Genomic DNA, 19,228 nt, shown 5'->3' on the forward strand with positions numbered 1-19,228 from the left:
GCCCGGCTCAACGCCGGGCTTTTTTATTGCGGTGGACAATCCGCCGTTCGTTACTTGGCGATGCGCAGTTTCGTCAGCGAGTTTCCGATTGAATCGAACGCGGCTGCGATGCCGCTTGCGCTGGTCGATGAGTAGAAATTACCGGCGTCGGCGCAGTATTTCAGAACCGAGGATTCCGGGCCGCCATCGGTGTTGACCTGAATGGTGTAGATCAAGGTCGTTCCGTTGGCCCTGTTCTTGATATTGTCGCAGAGAATTTTCTGCCGCGCATCGATCTGCGATGCCGACGAGTACCAGCGATTTTGCGTATTCTCTCCATCCGAAAGCAGGATGATCGCATCGGTATATTTGTAGTTCGAATCCTTGGCAGGTGTCGGGAACGGATCTGTCGATTGCAGCAGCATCCACGCCCAGTGCATGCCGATGCCCTGGTTGGTGTTGCCGGACGCGACGAGGTTGTTGATCTTGCCCTTGATGGTGCTGTCGTCCGTCGATCCGTCGGATTCGTTCGCGTTAAACACTGACATCATCGGCAGGATCGACGAGCCGCAGGCGTTATAACTCTCGCCAAGAAACAGGGTCGCCGGGGTAGCGGTGGTCGGCGCGTCCTTCGTCGTGTCATAAGATTGGGTGCGGTCCGTCACGCAACCTTTCCAGTTGTTGAGATTGCTGGCAGTCCATACCTTGCCGGCAGCGACACACGAACTCTTCGTGGTCTTGGACGACTGGCTGCAACTGCCATAGCTTGTATCCCAGTCAAGCCAGGTCGCGTTCTTGTTGGCGGTGCCGACATTGACCATCACGTTGAAGGGGATGATTGACAGATACACATCGTCGACAGTCTTCGACGACGTCTTGAGTGTGTCCACCAGACCCTTGGCTGCCTTTTTCATGGCGTCGAGCTTGCCGGCGCTGTTCATCGATCCGGTGATGTCCAGCGCCATGGCGACGCGCATCCTGGTGTTCCCCCAGACCGTCGTCGAACTGGTGCCGAAATCGAGATTCGGATAGCCGACGACCTTCATGATTTCGGTCTTCATGTTGGCCGAACCCGTCAGAACGATCTTGGATCCATCCTGGGCGCTCTTTGTATAGGTCGCCGTTATCACGACATTCTGCGCTTCCGGGTGCTTGTAGAGCGCCTTGAAATATTCGTTCGCCTTCTGGCTGATCTGCTCGGTGGTGAGGCCCGTTGCGTCCCTGGAAATCATCAGGGCGGCGGTATCGAGGGCTGCCTGCATGGCGGTGCGGGCATTGCTGACGCGGGCATAATCGACCGCAGCGCCGACGAAGCCCAGCAGCGGCAAGACTACGATGCCGAACAGCACAGCGACGTTCCCGTCCTGCGCGTGGCGGAAGCGTCCGATCAATCCACGGGCGCGATTGAAAATCGATGCATCGTTCATGACGTCACCAGAGGAATGAAGCTCTGGGACGCGGGATAGGCTGCAGGCGTGAAGAGGTAGTAAAATGCTGCGGTGAATCACGGGTACACCTGAGACGAAGGCGGCTGCGGATGGACGCGCCGCTGTTTCATGGTGAAGGCCGGGTTTCCCGCTTCGTTCCAATTTTATCGATTCACCAGCCGCGCAAGCCGGGCCAGAGGTGCGGGAACGTCCGAAAATGGATGCAATGTTCATGGCAGTCACCAAAAATGGGTCCTGCCATGTCGTAGGAGGGGGCTGTGAAGGGGCGGTAAAAGTTGCGGTCAATCTACGTAAAATGCCCCACAAAATGGCCGTTTCAGCCCCTCAATCGGTGCGTATTGTCAACAGCGCCTCAACACCCCATAACGAAACTGGTGTGAAATTTGGGCGTTTTTGTTAACCACCAGCGATTGCCGCAATGGTGTCGTGCGGTTCACCCGGCGCGATTTCAGCCGGTAACGGCATGCTTGCGGGCGGGCGCACGGCGACCCATATTGTTAATGTGATCCGACGGCGTCTCGTCGCCGGAATGTTGCTTTTTGCGGGAATTTCGAACTCTCAAGCCATGCTGCACTCGTCTTCATATCCGGAACCTGTCGCGGCGCCTGAGGTGTCCGGCGAACAAACCGCCAGCGTTCGCCCGCACATGAGCAAGGATGACAACGGCAACGAGGGGCGGGGCGGTCCTGGCACGTCCGTCATCACCAAGGTCAAGCCAAAGACCAAACGTCCAAACCTCTACCGCGTCCTGATCCTGAACGACGACTACACTCCAATGGAGTTCGTCGTTCATGTTCTAGAGAAATTCTTCAACAAGGACGTTGAAGCCGCGACAACGATCATGTTGCATGTGCATCACCACGGCATCGGCGAGTGTGGCGTTTTTACGTATGAGATCGCGGAAACCAAGGTGACGCAGGTCATGGACTTTGCGCGAAAACATCAACATCCTTTGCAATGCGTGATGGAAAAGAAGTAGCATTTGAGTCTCGTTCGGCGTGGGAACCGGGTGAGGCGACGAGAATTGATCAACTGGACCCAGACGACGGACGATCACTACAGACGATCAGTGAAGTGGCGGGGGCCATAAGGGACGCGAATGCCGACTTTCTCTCAGAGCCTTGAGCAATCCCTGCACCGTGCGTTGGCGATCGCGAACGAGCGCCACCACCAGTACGCGACGCTTGAGCATCTGCTGCTTTCGTTGATCGACGACTCGGACGCCGCCGCCGTGATGCGTGCATGCAGCGTCGACCTCGACAAGTTGCGCGGCAGCCTCGTCAACTACCTCGAAACCGAATTTGAGAATCTGGTCGCCGAAGGCTCCGACGACGCCAAGCCGACCGCCGGGTTCCAGCGCGTCGTTCAGCGCGCGGTGATTCACGTCCAGTCGTCCGGCCGCGAAGAGGTCACCGGCGCCAACGTGCTGATCGCGATCTTCGCGGAGCGCGAGAGCCATGCGGCGTATTTCCTGCAGGAGCAGGATATGACGCGCTATGACGCGGTGAACTACATCAGCCATGGCATCGCCAAGCGGCCCGGCGTCTCCGAGGCGCGGCCGGTGCGCGGCGTCGACGAGGAAGCCGACACCAAGGGCAACGACGATTCCAAGAAGAAGGGTGAGGCGCTCGAAACCTATTGCGTCAACCTCAACAAGAAGGCGCGCGACGGCAAGATCGATCCCGTTATCGGTCGGCACGCGGAAATCAACCGTGCCATCCAGGTGCTGTGCCGCCGTCAGAAGAACAATCCGCTGTTCGTCGGCGAAGCAGGCGTCGGAAAAACTGCGATCGCGGAAGGTCTTGCCAAGCGCATCGTCGATAGCGAAGTGCCGGAAGTGCTGGCAGCGTCCACCGTGTTCTCGCTCGACATGGGCACGCTGCTCGCGGGCACGCGCTATCGCGGCGATTTCGAAGAGCGCCTCAAGCAGGTCATCAAGGAACTGGAAGCGCACCCGAATGCGATCCTGTTCATCGACGAAATCCACACCGTGATCGGCGCAGGCGCAACCTCCGGCGGCGCGATGGATGCGTCCAACCTGCTGAAGCCCGCGCTGGCGTCCGGCACGATCCGCTGCATGGGGTCGACCACCTACAAGGAATACCGGCAGCACTTCGAGAAGGATCGCGCGCTGGTGCGGCGGTTCCAGAAGATCGACGTCAACGAGCCGACCGTTGAAGACGCCATTGGCATCCTCAAGGGCCTCAAGCCGTATTTCGAGGAATATCACAAGCTGAAGTACACCAACGACGCCATCGAGGCGGCGGTGAACCTGTCGGCGCGCTACATTCACGACCGCAAGTTGCCGGACAAGGCGATCGACGTGATCGACGAATCCGGCGCGGCGCAGATGCTTGTGCCGGAGAACAAGCGCAAGAAGACCATCGGCATCAAGGAAATCGAAGTGACCATCGCGACGATGGCGCGGATTCCGCCGAAGTCTGTCTCCAAGGACGACGCCGAGGTGCTCAAGCATCTCGAGACGACATTGAAGCGGACCGTGTTCGGTCAGGAGAAGGCCATCGAGGCTTTGGCCGCGTCGATCAAGCTCGCCCGTGCGGGCCTGCGCGAACCGGAGAAGCCGATCGGCTCGTATCTGTTCTCGGGACCGACCGGCGTGGGCAAGACTGAGGTTGCCAAGCAGTTGGCGGCGTCGCTGGGCGTCGAACTGATCCGCTTCGATATGTCCGAGTACATGGAGCGGCATACGGTGTCGCGTCTGATCGGCGCGCCTCCGGGCTACGTTGGCTTCGACCAGGGTGGTCTCTTGACCGATGGCGTGGACCAGCATCCGCACTGTGTGGTGCTGCTCGACGAAATCGAGAAGGCGCATCCGGATCTCTACAACGTGCTGTTGCAGATCATGGATCACGGCAAGCTGACCGATCACAACGGCAAGTCGGTCAACTTCCGCAACGTCATCCTGATCATGACGACCAACGCGGGCGCTGCCGACATGGCGAAGGCCGCGTTCGGCTTCACGCGCAGCAAGCGGGAAGGCGAGGATCAGGAGGCGATCAACCGGCAGTTCGCGCCGGAGTTCCGCAACCGTCTCGATGCGATCGTGTCGTTCGCGCATCTCAATACCGATGTGATCGGCATGGTGGTCGAGAAGTTCGTGCTGCAGCTCGAAGCCCAGCTTGCGGACCGCGACGTGACCATTGAACTGTCCGAGCCTGCGAAGGCGTGGCTGGTGAAGGAAGGTTACGACGAGCAGATGGGTGCGCGGCCGATGGCCCGCGTCATTCAGGAGCACATCAAGAAGCCTTTGGCGGATGAGGTGCTGTTCGGCAAGCTGAAGGGTGGCGGCCACGTCCGCGTTGTCCTGGTGAAGGACGAGACGAGCGAAACGGGCGCCGAGAAGATCGGTTTCGAGTTCGTCGAAGGACCGGTGACCCCGAAGCCCGAAAAGCTGCCCGGCACCCGCAAGCGCTCCGCGCCGCGCAAGCCGAAGGGCGGGGGCGATGGTCCGAAAGGTCCGGCCAAGCCGCCGCTCATGAAGGTCTGAGCGGAGCCAATTCGATACAGAACAAGACCCGGCGATCTCACGATCGCCGGGTTTTTGCCTCTGTGCAGAATCAGAAACGTTTCAGCGCGGTGAGAAGGGGCTCGAGCTTCGCATTGATCGCTTCGCCTGCCTCGGACGCAACCGCCCATGCCGCCAATCCGGCCAACACGGCGACAATGAAGTACTGAGCAGTCGCCACGGCGATCAGTGGCTTCAGCAGCCCCCGGCTTACTCGTTTGAGCGGGCCTGTTTCTTTGAAATCATCGCGGGGTAGTTCCTGCGGAGTATCAATTTGAAGGTCGGGATGGCTGTCCGCGGCGAGTGCGGGAGATTCCAGATCATTCTGTGAATCCGGCAAAGCGAGATCGCGAGTGTCCGCGGACTGCGTATCCATCGCTTCGTCCGGCGTCGCCTCGATATGCACGACCACGTCACTCATCCCGTCACACTTCATTCTTTGCTAACCATAGGCTGGCCGCCCGGTGGGGGCTATGAAGAGCGATGGAAAGACTCCGTTAACGTAAACGAACCAGCGCATAGGCGTGCGAGATGAGCGACAGTTCTCATCCGATGGATAAGCGATCCACGGCAAGTTCTGTGATGGTCGCGATTTTCCGAAACCTGCTTGTGTCGTCTCCTTGCTTGATCCGCTTTTCGACATCGTCGTGTGGCAGTTGGTGGTGATGAGACGACGGTTCCCGTTGCGTTGGACACTGTGCCTGGCTGTCAGCATGATGCTGACGGCGAAGGTTCATGTGGCGCGTGGTGATGACCCTGCGCCCACAGCGAAGCCACACACTCCGCAGGAGGCATCCGAACCTAAGACTCAAGGTCAGGAAAGTCCGCCAACTCCTCCCGCTGCCACCGAAACAAAACCTGCTGCCGAGGTGCCGCCACCAGCTGCCGATGCAAAGGAGGCCAATGCACGCGAGGCGATGTGCCTGATGATCGAATCCGCGGCGACCGCTCATAACCTGCCGCTGGAATTCTTTGCGCGCGTGATCTGGCAGGAGAGCCGGTTTCAGCCGGATGCGGTGGGGCCGCTCACACGCAGCGGTCAGCGCGCGCAGGGCGTTGCGCAATTCATGCCCGGCACCGCGAACGAGCGCCGGCTGCTCGACCCATTCGATCCCGTGCAGGCTCTACCTAAGTCGGCGGAATTCCTGAAAGAGCTGCGCGAACAGTTCGGCAATCTCGGCCTTGCTGCGGCGGCCTACAATGCGGGGCCTCGCCGGGTGCAGGAATGGCTGGCGGGCACCGGCTACATGCCCTCCGAGACGCGGAACTATGTTTATGCGATCACCGGCACGCCGGTCGATGACTGGGCCGCCGCCGGGAAGAACGGCGCGGTCAAGGACCGCGCCCCGCCGACAGGTTGCCGCGAACTCATGGCGCTGCTGAAACGTGCGCCAAACCCGTTCATCGCCGAACTGGAGCAGCGGGTGAAGCTCGGTGCGGCAATGGCATGGGGTGTTCAGCTCGCCGCCGGATTCTCGCGTGACAGGGCGCTCGCGATGTATGCCCGCTCCATGAAGCGTCTGAGTGCGATCATCGGAGATCGCGATCCCAGTCTCTTGAGCTCGATCTTCCGCAGTCGCGGCACGCGGCCGTTCTATCAGGTGCGTGTGGGAGCCGACACGCGCGCCGCCGCCAACGAATTGTGCGACCGCATCCGGCGGGCAGGGCAGGCGTGCATCGTGCTGAAGAACGCGCAGGGGCGTGGTTAACCGGCGCCGGTACTGAACGCGGGCGAAAATTCCGGAAATCTCTTGGAACGGTTAACGTCGCAGATCAATTGATTGCAAAAGAAACCCAATATTTGCAGGCATTATTTGAATCTGTGCGGCAAGATTTATGCTCAACGAAATGCTAACGCGGTCATGACGTTTTTCGTTTAAGTTTTGTGAAACCGTTTTCCAATCATCTGACCGGATGCAGCGAAATTTTTCGCGGCAATCTGTGAGGAGGCCGTCGTGCTGACGTTTGGGATTATCGGTATTGCATTCGCAGCCTTGTGCGTTCTCGGTTCGCTGTCGTCGTCCGCGCGCGAGCCGTCGATCTGATCTCTTGCCGCGGTACGTCGCAGTCACCATTCGGCGGCGCGCGTCGACTGGCGGCGCGCACCCTTGCAAGTTGCCGCGTTTTAGCGGTCCGGCCTCCCGAAATTGGCGGCCTCGGTCCCTTGACGAGGGGGGCATTTCACCCGCGAGATGAATCAAGCGATTCATCCGGTGTTGCACCCCTTGGCACTTCCAGCCCTTGATTCTCCGAAATGGCACAGCCCGCTCGCAGCATTCGCGTTCGGGGTGAAATCCGCGCTGTCGTCGATTCTGGCGCTGGTGCTGTTCGGCACCTTCATCGGGGTGGGTGCATTCGCCCATGACACAGGCTTCACGCTCGGCTGGGCGCTCGCCACCACGGTTCTGGTCTGGGCCGGCCCTGCGCAAATCATCCTGATCTCGACCTCCCATGCCGGAGCGACGCTGCTGGAATCGGCTCTGGCGGTGACCATCAGCGCGATCCGCCTGCTGCCGATGGTGGTCTCGGTCTTGCCGATGCTGCGCACGCCGCAAACGAAAATGCGTCAGCTCGCGCTGCCGGCGCATTTGGTGGCGGTGACCGTCTGGGTCGAGAGCTTTCGCCTGTTGCCACACGTGCCGCGCGAACGGCGGATCGCATTCGTGAACGGGCTTGGCGGCGGGCTGGTGTTTCTGAGTTGCGTGGCGACCATTCTCGGATACGGGCTGGCGGCAAGCCTGCCGCCCATCCTGGCCGCGGGGATTCTCGCACTGACGCCGCTGACGTTCCTGCTGTCCACCGCCCGGAATGCGCACAAGCTGGTGGACAAGCTGGCGCTGGCGCTCGGGCTGGCGCTCTATCCGCTGGTGCAGCTGCTCCACACCGGTGTCGACATCATGATCTGCGGCCTGACTGCCGGCACGATTTCCTATGGCGTCCATCGCTTAAGGAGGCGCGCATGAGCGGTCTGCTTGGAGATTCGCACGCCATCGCGCTGCTGTTGTTCGCGGGCTTCCTGTCGAACGAGGTCTGGCGGGCGCTTGGCCTCGTGGTCGGCGGCGGCATCGACGAAGGTTCTGAATTCCTGGTCTGGGTGAGGGCGGTCGCTGCCGCGATCCTCGCCGGCGTCATCGCGCAGATCCTGATTTCACCGCCCGGCGCGCTGGCGACGGTGCCGGACATCGTGCGGTATGGCGCTGCCGCCGTCGGGTTTGGCGTCTATCTGGCGATGCGCAAATCGGTTTTCGCCGGCGTCATCGCCGGTGAAATCGTCGTGCTCGCGGGCAAGTGGTGGATGGGCTGAGCCTGCGCTTTGCGGCTTAGTCCTTGAGCGCCGCGATCAGCCGCGTGGCGTGATCTTCCAGCACCTTGACGTCTTCCTTGCGGGTCGCAGGAGGAAGCAGCACAACGCCTTCGACGCGCGGCATGACGTGCATGTGAAGATGATAGACGACCTGGCCGCTGGCCGGTTCGCTGAATTGCTGCAGGGTAATCCCGTCAGCCTTGAAGGCCTTCATGCCTGCAACCGCGATTTTCTTCGCCGTCCGCGCGACATGGGCGAAGCTCTCCGGCGAGATGTCGAGAATGTTGCGGGCCGGCTCCTTCGGGATCACCAGGGTATGTCCGGGACAGCGCGGCATGATGTCCATGAAAGCGAAGGTGTGTTCGTCCTCATAGACTTTGTGACAGGGGATTTCCCCGCGCAGGATTTTTGCGAAGATATTGTTGGAGTCGTATGCGGTCATGGTCGGTCCCGGAAAAGTTGCGGGTCACAATCGCCGCCCGGCGCGGCGCGGTCAAGCCGGGTTGTGTGAGCGGTGCGCATCTCAGGAATCCACTGTGCGCTCGGGGATTCCGGTCGCAATCTCGTCGATGCCGTCGGTGAGGCCCGTCAAGTCGCGTTAGGCCGATTGCCGCGTGGTCACAACGCCAGCCGGTTAGTCTTCCCCGTCCACCTTGCGAAACGGCCCGGCGTCGGTCAGTTCCCGGACGGCTTCCTGCACGTAGGTTCGCTCACGCGCGAGATAATCGCGGATAGCGCGGCGCAGCGACGGGTCGGCGATGTAATGCGCGGAGTAGGTGGTTTGCGGCAGGTAGCCGCGGTCGATCTTGTGCTCACCCTGCGCGCCGGCCTCGACACGCTTCAATCCGCGCCGGATCGCGAAGTCGATGGCCTGATAGTAGCAGACCTCGAAGTGCAGAAATGGATGATGCTCGATTGCGCCCCAGTGGCGCCCGAACAACGTATCGGAGCCGATGAAATTGATCGCGCCTGCGATCCATTTGCCGTCGCGCTTTGCCATCACCAGCAGCACGTCTTTCGCCATGGTCTCGCCGACCATGTCGTAGAACGCGCGGGTGAGATAAGGCCGCCCCCATTTGCGCGACCCGGTCTCCATGTAGAACTCGAAGAATGCGTCCCACGCATCCGGTGTGATGTCGCTGCCGGTCAGGGGATGAATGGTGATGCCGTTCGCCAGCGCCTCGCGGCGCTCGCGGCGGATGCCCTTGCGATGGCGCGAGGCGAGGGTCGCGAGGAAATCCTCGAACGTCCCGTAGCCTTCGTTGCGCCAGTGGAACTGCTGGTCGGTGCGTTGCAGGAATCCCTGTTTGGCAAGAAACGCCCATTCGTCTTCCTGCGCGAAAGTGACGTGGACGGACGATGCGTGGGTCGCGCCGCACAGCGCGATCAGTCCGGCCGCGAGGTGTTCGCGCACGCGTGCAGCCTCGTCACCCGGACGCACCAGCAGGCGAGGCCCGGTTGCAGGCGTGAACGGAACGGACGCCTGCAGCTTTGGATAATAGCTGCCGCCGGCCCGCGCATAGGCATCGGCCCAGCCGTGATCGAACACATACTCACCTTGCGAGTGATTTTTCAGGTAGCAGGGGACGACGCCCACGACGTCGCCCGCGATGCGCGCCACCAGATGACGCGGCGCCCAGCCGGTCCGCGCGATCGCTGAGCCCGACGTTTCCAAAGCTGCAAAAAAGGCGTGTGAGACAAAGGGATTGTATGCGCCATCTGTATTGGCGCAGGCGTTCCATTCGCCGGCCGGGATCTGGCCGATCGAGGATACCGCTTCAAGCGTGATCTCGCAGGAATCCGTCAAAGGGAAGGCGCACCGTGGCCGAGAGAAAACCGAAACCGTTCAGCAGTATAGATCGGCGTTCGTGCGGATGACTTCAAGTCTCTGGCATCGCGCCTTTCGGCTTACTCCGGGATGAAACCTTCGAAGGTCATCTGGTCGGCGTAACGTGCAGTTCGTACGCGCTGTTCCGGCGTGCGCACAGTCCATGTAATGAGCGCACAACCGAAGACGTTGCGCGCAATCCATGGCGCAGGCGCGGGCAAATCGTCGACCCGATAGCTGACAAAATGGGGTTGCGTGCGGAAGCCGTGGCGCAGGCCGGTCATCTCGCGGATTTTTCCGGGCGGCAACTGCTTCCATTCGCCGTCGGTGTAGTGGCGTTCCGCGACAATGCCGCGCGTGAGGTCCGGCATCAGATCGCGGATCGCAGTCACCTGATCGGGGTCGAACGACATCGCCGCCACCGGGCCGGTGTAGGACGCCAGCACCTCCGCCATCCGGGTCACCAGCCGCCGGTCGCCGTTGAACCGGCTCTTGATCTCCAGCACCAGCGGCACGCGCCCTGCGACACGCGCGCAGAGATCGCCGAGCGTCATCATGTGATCGGACGTGTGCTTGAATCCAACCTGCTTGAGTTGATCCGCGGTGAGCGAAAGCAACTCGCCGGCCCCCTGGGTGAGGCGGCCCAGCTCATAATCGTGATGCACCATCGCCTCAAAGTCAGCCGATGGCTGAAGGTCAACCTCGATGGCAAAGTTGTCGGCGACCGCAGCGTCGATCGCCGATGGCATGTTTTCAATAATGCCGCGCGTGCGATCGTGCAGGCCGCGATGGGCGATCGGCCGCGCCGTCAGCCAGCCGGGTGCACGCGCAGCCATTAGCTTACTATCTTGAGCATGATCTTGTCCGAAAACCGGTGCCCACTTTTCGGGATCATGCTCACGAAACTTCGAAGATACCTTCGACTTCGACCGCGGCGTCCGACGGAAGAGCGGCCACGCCGACGGTGGTACGTGCATGCCGGCCCTTGTCGCCGAATGCGGCGACCATCAGATCCGAAGCGCCGTTGAGCACCTTCGGCCCGTCGAGGAAATCCGGCATCGCATTGACGAAGCCGCCGAGACGCACCACGCGCGCCACCTTGTCGAGATCGCCGAGCGCCATCTTGACCTGCGCCAGCAGATTGATCGCGCATCCGCGCGCGGCGGCGGCGCCTTGCTCGACGGTCACACTGGCGCCGAGCTTGCCCTTTGCGATCAGCTTGCCTTCCGGCGTGTTGCAGACCTGGCCCGAGACGAACAGCAGATTTCCGGTGCGCACGAATCCGACGTAGTTCGCCACCGGCGGATTAGGCTCGTGCAACACGATGCCCAGCGCGTTCAACTTCTGCTCGACCGTTCCCGCCATGTCACTCCCCGATGTTGTTCTGATGTTGCCCGCAGACGATGTTCGGCATTGTCACCAATAAACCGGGCGCGCCATATTTCACCCATCGTGCCGTCACATGCAAGCGCGCAAGGTGCGTGATTTAGGCCGGATATTTTGAGCGATTCCGCGACTTTGCCCCGGTTGCGGCGCAATGCTGCGGCTATTATTCTTCGATTCTCACGCTTTCAAGGAGACGCCATGCGTCGCGCGCGCCGGATTTCAGGTTGTGGATCGCTTGCCCTGCTTATGTCAGCCGCGGTTCTCGCGCCGGGCACGACCGGAGCACAGGCTGCACCCAGCGTTGCCTTTCTCGCGCATCAGGCCGTCTATGATCTGAGCCTGAAGACATCGCGGGGCAATGCCAGCGTCAACAATGCGACCGGCCGTATCCTGTACAACTTCGCGGGCAGTGCGTGCGAGGGCTACACCACCGAATTCCGGCAGGTGTCGCGGCTCGACGCCGGCGAAAGCAAAACCACGCTGAGCGATCTGCGTTCCACCAGTTGGGAAGACGGCGAGGGCAAGAGCTATCGCTTCAAGATCGAGACTCGCATGAACGACGCCGATGTGACGTCGGTCGATGGCATCGCGGAGCGTGAGGGCACGACGGTCAAGGTCAAGTTGAAGAAACCCAAGGCCAAGACCTTCACCATCGAAGGCGCTGTGTTTCCGACGGAGCAGGTCAAGCTGATCATCGAGGCCGCGCGCCAAGGCAAGTCGGTGCTCGAACTCGTGATCTATGACGGATCGGACGACGGCGAGAAGGTCTACAACACGCTCACGGTGATCGGACAACCCATTCCGGGAACGAAAGCCCCGACGAAGCCGGATGCCACGACGGACAACGAGAAGTTCAAATCGCAGACGCGGTGGCCGGTCACGGTCAGTTATTATGATCGTGCGACGAAACCCAATTCCGGTGAGCAGACCCCGATCTATGCGATGTCGTTCGAACTGTACGAGGACGGCGTCTCGCGTGCGCTGTCGCTGGACTACAACGATTTCGTCATCGCGGGCGCGATGGGCAAGATCGATGTCAAGGAAACCAAGCCCTGCAAATAGGGTTTGGAGCCGTCATTCCGGCTTCGCAGGTCCGTCATATGCAATCCCGCGCATCACGGCGGCGTTGCCGAATTTCTTGCGGACATTGTCCATCGCGCGTTCGGCATGGGCCGAGCGGCGATCCAGCAGATCCTGATCGTCGGCCTCGGCGCCGGGTTTGAGCGCGCTGACTCCGGCGCCGATCAGCCGGAACGCGGTACCGTCGATCTCGCGGCTGAGCATTTCGCGCACGGTCGCGAAAATGCGGGTCGCGAGTTGCGTCGGAACGTGAAGCGATTGCGAACGGGTGCGCTGCCTGAAGTCCGCGGTTTTCAATTTCAGCGTGATGGTCGATCCGGAGAGGTCGCCGCTCTTGAGGCGCGAGGATACCTTTTCGCACAGCCGCCACAGAATTTTCTCCAGCGTCGGAAAATCCCGCACGTCGGACTCAAGCGTCGTTTCATTTGAAATTGTCTTGGCGCCGCGATCGGCGACCACCTTGCGGTCGTCGATGCCGCGCGCCAGCCGCCACAGCCGCCGTCCCTCGGGGCCGAATTGCTTCATCAGATCGATCTCGTCGGCGCGCTGCAGATCCTTGATCAGGCGGAAGCCGCGCTGCGAGAGTTTTTCCTGCGAGGCGGGGCCAACTCCGTAGATGAACCCGACCGGCCGCTCGGCGAGCATCGTGCGCGCTTCCTCCTGGTCGAGCGCCGCGAAGCCACGCGGCTTGTCGAGGTCGGATGCGATCTTGGCGAGAAACTTGTTCACGGACAGTCCGACCGAGACGGTGATGCCGATGTCGCGCTCCACCTGGGACGCGAACCGCGCAAGCACCTTGGCGGGGATCATGCCGTGCACCAGTTCGGTGCCGCTGAGGTCGAGGAATGCCTCGTCGATAGAGAGCGGCTCGACCAGCGGGGTCAATGCCATCATCGCATGGCGGACTTCGCGTCCGACGCGAACGTATTTCGCCATGTCGGGCCGGACCACCACAGCCGATGGGCAGAGGTCGAGCGCCTTGAACATCGGCATGGCCGAGCGGACGCCATAGGTGCGGGCGATGTAGCAGGCCGCCGACACCACGCCGCGCTTGCCGCCGCCGATGATCACAGGCTTGTCGGCGATGTCCGGGTTGTCGCGCTTCTCGACGGTTGCATAGAACGCATCGCAATCGATATGCGCGAGTGTCAGCGCGCCGAGGGTGCGATGGCGGATGAGGCGGGGGGAGCCGCATTCAGCGCAGCGCATGGTCCTTGCCGCGACGTCCGACAGGCAGTCGCGGCAAAATCCCGTAAGGTCGGCTGGCGGACGGTCGCTCAAGGCGTCACTCCCAGCGTGGGTCCAGTACCTCGCGCGCGTTGGCGACGGCTTGCGGCGTCAGCTGCGAGGCGTCGGCAAAGGCCTTCACGGTTGCGTCATCACGCACGATGAAATCGAGCACGCCGGCGAGGAATTTGGGGTCGGCGGCCGAGGTTCGAAGGGTCTGCGGGCCAATACCGCTCTCGGTCAGGAACATCCCTAATCGTTCAGGATCTGAAGCAAGGAAGGAGAGGGCCTGAATCGCAACAAATTCAGCAACTTCCTGAGGGGTCGAAGGGCCTTTTGTCATTGATCGCGTTTGCCTTTCCGTAACCTATGGTCTCTATTTTGAGCCATCATGCCCGAGTCACGGTGGCGTGGCGAATTCAATGGTTTCAGCACGTACGGGCATTTTACGGGAATTGGAGGGCCAGGATGGCCAAAACCGTCCTGATCGTGGAAGACAACGAGCTCAATATGAAGCTCTTTCGCGATCTGCTGGAGGCCCATGGGTATCAGACAGTCGGCACGCGCAACGGGGTTGAAGCACTCGACCTTGCCCGCAAGCACCGGCCCGATCTCATCCTCATGGATATTCAGCTTCCCGAAGTTTCCGGTCTCGACGTGACACGCTGGATCAAGGCGGATGTCGAATTGCGCGCGATCCCTGTGGTCGCGGTGACGGCTTTTGCCATGAAAGGCGATGAGGAACGTATCCGCGAAGGCGGGTGCGAAGCGTATTTGTCCAAACCGATTTCGGTTGGGAAGTTTATTGAGACGGTTCGACGGTTTGTCGGCTAGGAGAGTTTGATGTCCGCGCGCGTTCTGGTCGTTGACGACGTTCTCGCCAACGTAAAGCTGCTCGAGGCGCGCCTGTCCGCGGAATATTTCGACGTGGTGACGGCGAATTGCGGAACGCAGGCGCTTGAAATCTGCGAGCGCGCGGAATGCGACATTGTGCTGCTCGACGTGATGATGCCTGACATCGACGGATTCGAGGTGTGCCGCCGCCTGAAGTCGAATCCGAAAACCCATTTTATTCCGGTCATCATGGTGACGGCGCTCGACAGCCCGTCCGACCGTGTGCGCGGGCTCGACGCCGGCGCCGATGACTTTCTGACCAAGCCGGTGTCCGACGTCGTGATGATCGCGCGCGTGCGGTCGCTGACGCGGCTGAAGATGATGACCGACGAGTTGCGCATGCGCGCGATTACCTCGCTCGAGATCGGCGTCAACGCGCCCGAGCGCGAGGCCGTTGCAGATACAGGGAGAGGCGGGCGCGTTCTGCTGGTGGACGATCGGCCTTCGTCTTACGAGCGGCTCGCTCCCGTGCTGGCCACCGAACATCACGTCGATGTCGAAGCCAATCCCGCCGAAGCGTTGTTTCATGCCGCCGACGGCAATTACGATCTGTTGATCGTGTCGCTGGGTCTGGAGAATTTCGACGGATTGCGGCTTTGCAGCCAGGCGCGTTCGCTGGAGCGGACGCGCAGTGTGCCGATCCTCGCTATTGCCGACGCCGACAACAACGCGCGGCTGCTGCGCGGGTTGGAGATCGGCGTCAACGATTACCTGCTGCGCCCGGTCGACAAGAACGAACTGCTGGCGCGCGCGCGCACCCAGATCCGCAAGCGCCGCTATACCGATCATCTGCGCGACAACGTGCAGAATTCCATCGAAATGGCGATCACCGATCCGCTGACCGGGCTACACAATCGCCGCTATATGGAAAGCCATCTCGCGACGCTGGCGGAGCAGGCAGCCATGCGGGCGAAGCCGCTGGCCTTGATGATGCTCGATATCGACTACTTCAAATCGATCAACGACAGCTACGGGCACGATGCCGGCGACGACGTGCTGCGCGAATTCGCGGTGCGCATCCGCAAGTCGATTCGCGGCATCGATCTGGCCTGCCGTTACGGCGGCGAGGAATTCGTCATCGTGATGCCGGAGACCGACCTGCACGTGGCGGGCATGGTCGCCGAGCGGCTCCGCCGCTCCATCGCCGGGGAACCGTTCGCCGTTGAGAAGGGCGCCAAGCGCATCGAGGTGACCATTTCGATCGGCATCTCGACCCTGGAAACCAAGGGCGAGGCCATCGGTGCTGTTCTCAAGCGCGCCGACCAGGCGCTGTACCGCGCCAAGCATGACGGCCGTAACAGGGTCGTGGCGGCTGCAGCCTGAAGCCTGTCAAAATCCCGCATCAAACGCAAAACGGGGCCGAAAGGCCCCGGTTTCGTTCGTAAGCAACTGAAATAGTTACTTGATCTTGGCTTCGCGGAACTCGACGTGCTTCTTCGCGACCGGGTCGTACTTCTTCTTCACGAGCTTGTCGGTCATCGTGCGCGAGTTCTTCTTGGCGACGTAATAGAAGCCGGTATCCGCGCTGGAAACGAGCTTGACCTTGATGGTGACCGCTTTGGCCATGTTCAGAACCTCGAATGTCAGGAATCACGAGCAGACCCGACAAATCGAGCTGCATTTGGGCCGCAACCTAGCTTCGAACGCCCCAAAGTCAAGGTTTTAGGGCGCATTATTCCGAAAAGCGCGCCACGGTTTTCGGACCGGATTCTGGGCGGGCGGGTTCCCTGGAAAGCAAGGATTCTGCGGCGCGAAACGGGCGCCCAAGGCAGGGTCAGCCGCGTTTACGGCACCCACAGGCTCGAAAATCCGGATTTAGGCCCAAGGGCAGGCCCAGATTTTGGATGCGTGCGGAGGCGCTCCCTGGCCGGACAGGGCTATCCGCCCTTGAAATCCTTCGGGGAGAAGCTGAGGTCGAGCATGCGCCATTGATCGTAGCGATCCGGCGCGAGCATCGCGTAAGGCTGGCACTTTGCCAGCGCATCCATCGCGCTGCGCATCAGGGCGGGGCCTTTTTCGGATGCGCTTGCTTCAATCAGAAGCGGTTCCGCTGCGAGCCTGCCGTCGCGCTGAAACGCCACGCGCAGCACGATGCGGACATTGTCGGAAGGCGCCACCGATTTCGGCAGAATCGAACAGGACTTGAGATGGGCGCGCAATGCCGCCGCATCCTCGACTTTGATATTTGCGGCGGCCGTTGCCTTGGCGTCGAAGTCCCCGGTTGCTCCGGCGTCCGGCAGGGTGAACATCATGCCGAACTTGCTGGTGATGTCGGGCGCAGCCGTCGGCACCTCCGGCTGGGAAGGTGCCGGCGGCGGTTGTGTTTGCGGCTGAGACTGCTGTTGAGATGGTTCAGCGGGCTTGGCCTGCTCGGCAGGTTTGGCCTGTTCGGTGGCCTGTTGCTGGAGCGCGGCCTGCTGCGACTCCTGTTTCGGATTTGAAGCCGGACTTGGGGCGGGGGCGGGTGGCGGCGTCTGCTCGGGCGCAGCTTGCTGCTGCGACTCCTGTGCCTTCTGTTCCGCCTGCTCCTGAGATTTCTCGTCCAGCTTGGGGAAGTCGTAGTTGTCAGGCTCTTTTGGAAGCGGCGGGGCTTCCTCGGGCGTGACGATATCGACGGTAATGGCTTCCGCGGTCGTCGGGTCGAACGGGCGCACACCCGCGAGCACAAGACACGCTGTCAGAGCCGCAACATGTGCGGCGACCGATATGGCGGCGCCGGTACGCATACAAATGTGGTTCGCTCATCCCTGGCGGGCGTTCCGCCGCCGTCAGTGGGCAGCATATCAGCCCGCGCGGGAGCTTGAAACCGCAACTCCGCTTTGGTCAGGTCTCTGTCAACACCGAGGCAATCATCGCGCCGACGGCCATGTCGTCCTGTTGCCCGAAGCCGTGATGATACACGGTGCCATTCCGGCGGATCAGGATCATGGTCGGGGTTCCGCGCATGCCATAACTGGCCATGGTCACGGGAATTGGCGTGTCTTCGCCGGGTGTGTCCACGCCGATCGGGAAGGTGAGCTTGTTCTCGTGAACGAACGCCTTCAATGACACCGGTTTCATGGCTTCGTGGTGTTCGAATACGGTATGCAGACCGATGACCTGCAAGTCCGTATTCTTGAACATATCGTGCGCGCGTTGAGTTTGCGGCGTGCCGTGCGATACGCAGCCGGGACAGAGCATCTGGAAAGCGTGAAGCAGAACGGGACGCCCGCGAAGCGCCGCAAGCGTGAGCGGCGCGGCTGCATTGAGCCACTCCGAGACAGACAGTTCCGGTGCAATGGCGGTCGTCATGACAACTTCAGGCCTCTGCAATCATGGCGCCGATGCAGGAGGACTGTTCCACCAGAGGCAGAATCAGATGACGTCCCGCTGCATCTTGCCGCCGTAGAAGTGGAAGAACGGCACCTCCGCCGCATGAGACAGCGGTCCCATGGCGAGGCGCTTGTCCAACTCGCGCAGCACCATCTTCGTCATCTGATGCAGATCCGCGAGAGACAGTGAACCAAGCTCGACCCAAACGAGTTCGACAAGTTCGGCATCCGCATGGACGACGCCTTCAACCCGGTGCGCGATCGACGATGCGTCTGCGGTAAAAAACCGCGTGTCGAATCGCCGGACCCGGCCGGGCGGGGTGATGGCGCGGGCAATCAGGAACAGTCCGGACGGGTCGGGCAGCAGTCCGGCGTCGGCGAACGGCTTCCATTCGCCAGCCAGCTTCGCCGCGGCGCCATTCATGCGTGCGACCTGCCGTCCAAGGCAAAGCCCTGTTTCCTCGCAGGCTTCACGAATGGCAGCGACGGCCAGCGCGCGGGCGCGGGCAGGTGCGATCTTCGGGCTGCCGCCTGTCAGCTTTTTTTCAAGTGCTTTCGGGATTTCCGCCGCGACGGGGATGCGGTTGTCGGTTGCATCCACGCGTCCGCCGGGGAACACGAACTTGCCCGGCATGAAGATGACCTTGTCATGCCGCTTGCCGACCAGGACCTTGGGCACGCTTCCGCTGCGATCGACAAGAATCAGCGTCGCGGCATCTTTCGGGCGGCGGTAAGGATGACTGTCGTCTTCCTTTTCTTCTTTCTCAGGCTCGCTCATTTCACCACGTTCAGCTTCGCAATTGTGCCTTCCTCGACGTCAGCTGGCCGGCTTTCGTCAAAGCCATGCATACGGAACGCCCACTGCAATCCTACCACGGCACCCTTGACTGGTTGCAACAGCAGCAGCGACGAGACCAGCGTGAAGGGGAGATAGAACGCCAGCTGCAGCAGCATCGATGGCGCATAGTTGGTTTCGATCCAGAGCGCGATCGGCACAATGATGTGCCCGACGATGACGATCACGAGATAGGCGGGCAGATCGTCGGCGCGGTGATGGCTCAGATTCTCTCCGCATGCCGGGCAATTGTCGGCGACCTTCAGGAAGGCGCGGAAGATTTTGCCTTCGCCGCAGCTCGGGCAGCGGCATCGCAAACCGCGCGCCATTGCCTGCCAGAGATCGCGCTTGGGCAACGATTGAGATGTCGACGTCCATGTCGCGGCGGGCATCGTGCGGCTTTCCATAAC

21 protein-coding genes are annotated in these 19,228 nt (G+C 61.3%); 8 read left to right on the top strand and 13 right to left on the bottom strand.

Features of this window, described 5'->3' with window-relative positions; all coding sequences use genetic code 11:
- Positions 1-50: 50 nt before the first annotated feature.
- Complete coding sequence (locus YH63_RS16025) at positions 51-1,406, bottom strand: TadE/TadG family type IV pilus assembly protein (RefSeq protein WP_046826740.1); 1,356 nt, start codon at positions 1,404-1,406, stop codon at positions 51-53.
- A gap of 667 nt (positions 1,407-2,073) precedes the next feature.
- On the opposite strand from YH63_RS16025, the gene clpS reads away from it, so the two are divergent.
- Entirely contained in the window at positions 2,074-2,406 is a 333-nt protein-coding gene (gene clpS / locus YH63_RS16030) for an ATP-dependent Clp protease adapter ClpS (protein WP_046829466.1), read from the top strand.
- Positions 2,407-2,526: 120 nt separating this feature from the next.
- Positions 2,527-4,935: an ATP-dependent Clp protease ATP-binding subunit ClpA gene (gene clpA, locus YH63_RS16035; protein WP_137325218.1), complete on the top strand. Its 2,409-nt coding sequence runs from the start codon at positions 2,527-2,529 to the stop codon at positions 4,933-4,935.
- Positions 4,936-5,005: 70 nt separating this feature from the next.
- Here the strand turns inward: clpA and YH63_RS16040 are convergent, their stop codons facing one another.
- A complete protein-coding gene (locus tag YH63_RS16040; RefSeq protein ID WP_046826738.1) occupies positions 5,006-5,374 on the bottom strand; it encodes a hypothetical protein in 369 nt (122 codons plus the stop codon).
- 292 nt (positions 5,375-5,666) lie between these two features.
- Between YH63_RS16040 and YH63_RS16045 the strand changes: the two genes are divergently transcribed.
- The 3 genes from YH63_RS16045 to YH63_RS16055 all read left to right on the top strand — a co-directional run bounded on the left by YH63_RS16045 (position 5,667) and on the right by YH63_RS16055 (position 8,257).
- Positions 5,667-6,662, top strand: a complete 996-nt coding sequence (locus YH63_RS16045) for a lytic transglycosylase domain-containing protein (RefSeq protein ID WP_137325219.1) — start codon at positions 5,667-5,669, stop codon at positions 6,660-6,662.
- 516 nt (positions 6,663-7,178) lie between these two features.
- Positions 7,179-7,916, top strand: a complete 738-nt coding sequence (locus YH63_RS16050; RefSeq protein WP_046829464.1) for an AzlC family ABC transporter permease — start codon at positions 7,179-7,181, stop codon at positions 7,914-7,916.
- Positions 7,913-8,257: an AzlD domain-containing protein gene (locus YH63_RS16055; protein WP_046826737.1), complete on the top strand. Its 345-nt coding sequence runs from the start codon at positions 7,913-7,915 to the stop codon at positions 8,255-8,257. Before YH63_RS16050 ends, YH63_RS16055 begins: the two co-directional genes overlap by 4 nt.
- A gap of 16 nt (positions 8,258-8,273) precedes the next feature.
- Here YH63_RS16055 and YH63_RS16060 read toward each other — a convergent pair whose 3' ends face one another.
- From YH63_RS16060 to YH63_RS16075, 4 genes are all read right to left on the bottom strand, one after another.
- A complete protein-coding gene (locus tag YH63_RS16060) occupies positions 8,274-8,699 on the bottom strand; it encodes an HIT family protein (RefSeq protein WP_046826736.1) in 426 nt (141 codons plus the stop codon).
- Between the two features lie 192 nt (positions 8,700-8,891).
- On the bottom strand, positions 8,892-10,064 hold the full coding sequence (locus tag YH63_RS16065) for a GNAT family N-acetyltransferase (protein WP_046826735.1): 1,173 nt from the start codon (positions 10,062-10,064) through the stop codon (positions 8,892-8,894).
- Between the two features lie 101 nt (positions 10,065-10,165).
- Positions 10,166-10,921: a glycerophosphodiester phosphodiesterase gene (locus tag YH63_RS16070; RefSeq protein WP_046826734.1), complete on the bottom strand. Its 756-nt coding sequence runs from the start codon at positions 10,919-10,921 to the stop codon at positions 10,166-10,168.
- 61 nt (positions 10,922-10,982) lie between these two features.
- A complete protein-coding gene (locus tag YH63_RS16075) occupies positions 10,983-11,450 on the bottom strand; it encodes a RidA family protein (protein ID WP_046826733.1) in 468 nt (155 codons plus the stop codon).
- A gap of 219 nt (positions 11,451-11,669) precedes the next feature.
- On the opposite strand from YH63_RS16075, the gene YH63_RS16080 reads away from it, so the two are divergent.
- Positions 11,670-12,533 (top strand): cell envelope integrity EipB family protein, encoded by an 864-nt coding sequence (locus YH63_RS16080; RefSeq protein ID WP_046826732.1) that lies wholly within the window; start codon positions 11,670-11,672, stop codon positions 12,531-12,533.
- Positions 12,534-12,545: 12 nt separating this feature from the next.
- On the opposite strand, the gene YH63_RS16085 is transcribed toward YH63_RS16080, so the two are convergent.
- Positions 12,546-13,832: a DNA polymerase IV gene (locus YH63_RS16085; protein ID WP_046826731.1), complete on the bottom strand. Its 1,287-nt coding sequence runs from the start codon at positions 13,830-13,832 to the stop codon at positions 12,546-12,548.
- Positions 13,833-13,836: 4 nt separating this feature from the next.
- The gene (locus YH63_RS16090; RefSeq protein ID WP_040425411.1) at positions 13,837-14,121 is read right to left on the bottom strand and encodes a DUF3572 domain-containing protein; all 285 of its coding nucleotides are present in this window, start codon (positions 14,119-14,121) and stop codon (positions 13,837-13,839) included.
- 125 nt (positions 14,122-14,246) lie between these two features.
- Between YH63_RS16090 and YH63_RS16095 the strand changes: the two genes are divergently transcribed.
- Together YH63_RS16095 and YH63_RS16100 are read left to right on the top strand one after the other, a co-directional pair.
- Positions 14,247-14,612, top strand: coding sequence for a response regulator (locus YH63_RS16095; protein WP_019196738.1), 366 nt, complete (start codon positions 14,247-14,249; stop codon positions 14,610-14,612).
- A 9-nt stretch (positions 14,613-14,621) separates the two neighbouring features.
- Positions 14,622-15,995 carry a PleD family two-component system response regulator gene (locus YH63_RS16100; RefSeq protein WP_046826730.1) on the top strand — a complete coding sequence of 458 codons (1,374 nt, stop codon included), beginning with the start codon at positions 14,622-14,624 and terminating at the stop codon, positions 15,993-15,995.
- 75 nt (positions 15,996-16,070) lie between these two features.
- On the opposite strand, the gene rpmG is transcribed toward YH63_RS16100, so the two are convergent.
- The 5 genes from rpmG to YH63_RS16125 all read right to left on the bottom strand — a co-directional run bounded on the left by rpmG (position 16,071) and on the right by YH63_RS16125 (position 19,225).
- The gene (gene rpmG / locus YH63_RS16105; RefSeq protein WP_002712167.1) at positions 16,071-16,238 is read right to left on the bottom strand and encodes a 50S ribosomal protein L33; all 168 of its coding nucleotides are present in this window, start codon (positions 16,236-16,238) and stop codon (positions 16,071-16,073) included.
- A gap of 311 nt (positions 16,239-16,549) precedes the next feature.
- The gene (locus YH63_RS16110) at positions 16,550-17,398 is read right to left on the bottom strand and encodes a hypothetical protein (RefSeq protein ID WP_046826729.1); all 849 of its coding nucleotides are present in this window, start codon (positions 17,396-17,398) and stop codon (positions 16,550-16,552) included.
- Positions 17,399-17,495: 97 nt separating this feature from the next.
- Complete coding sequence (locus YH63_RS16115; protein WP_046826728.1) at positions 17,496-17,963, bottom strand: peroxiredoxin family protein; 468 nt, start codon at positions 17,961-17,963, stop codon at positions 17,496-17,498.
- Positions 17,964-18,026: 63 nt separating this feature from the next.
- A complete protein-coding gene (locus tag YH63_RS16120) occupies positions 18,027-18,761 on the bottom strand; it encodes an NUDIX hydrolase (protein WP_046826727.1) in 735 nt (244 codons plus the stop codon).
- Positions 18,758-19,225, bottom strand: a complete 468-nt coding sequence (locus tag YH63_RS16125; RefSeq protein WP_137325220.1) for a DUF983 domain-containing protein — start codon at positions 19,223-19,225, stop codon at positions 18,758-18,760. Before YH63_RS16125 ends, YH63_RS16120 begins: the two co-directional genes overlap by 4 nt.
- Positions 19,226-19,228: the final 3 nt, after the last annotated feature.

The sequence above is a fragment of the Afipia massiliensis genome, from assembly GCF_001006325.2.
Classification (GTDB): domain Bacteria; phylum Pseudomonadota; class Alphaproteobacteria; order Rhizobiales; family Xanthobacteraceae; genus Afipia; species Afipia massiliensis_A.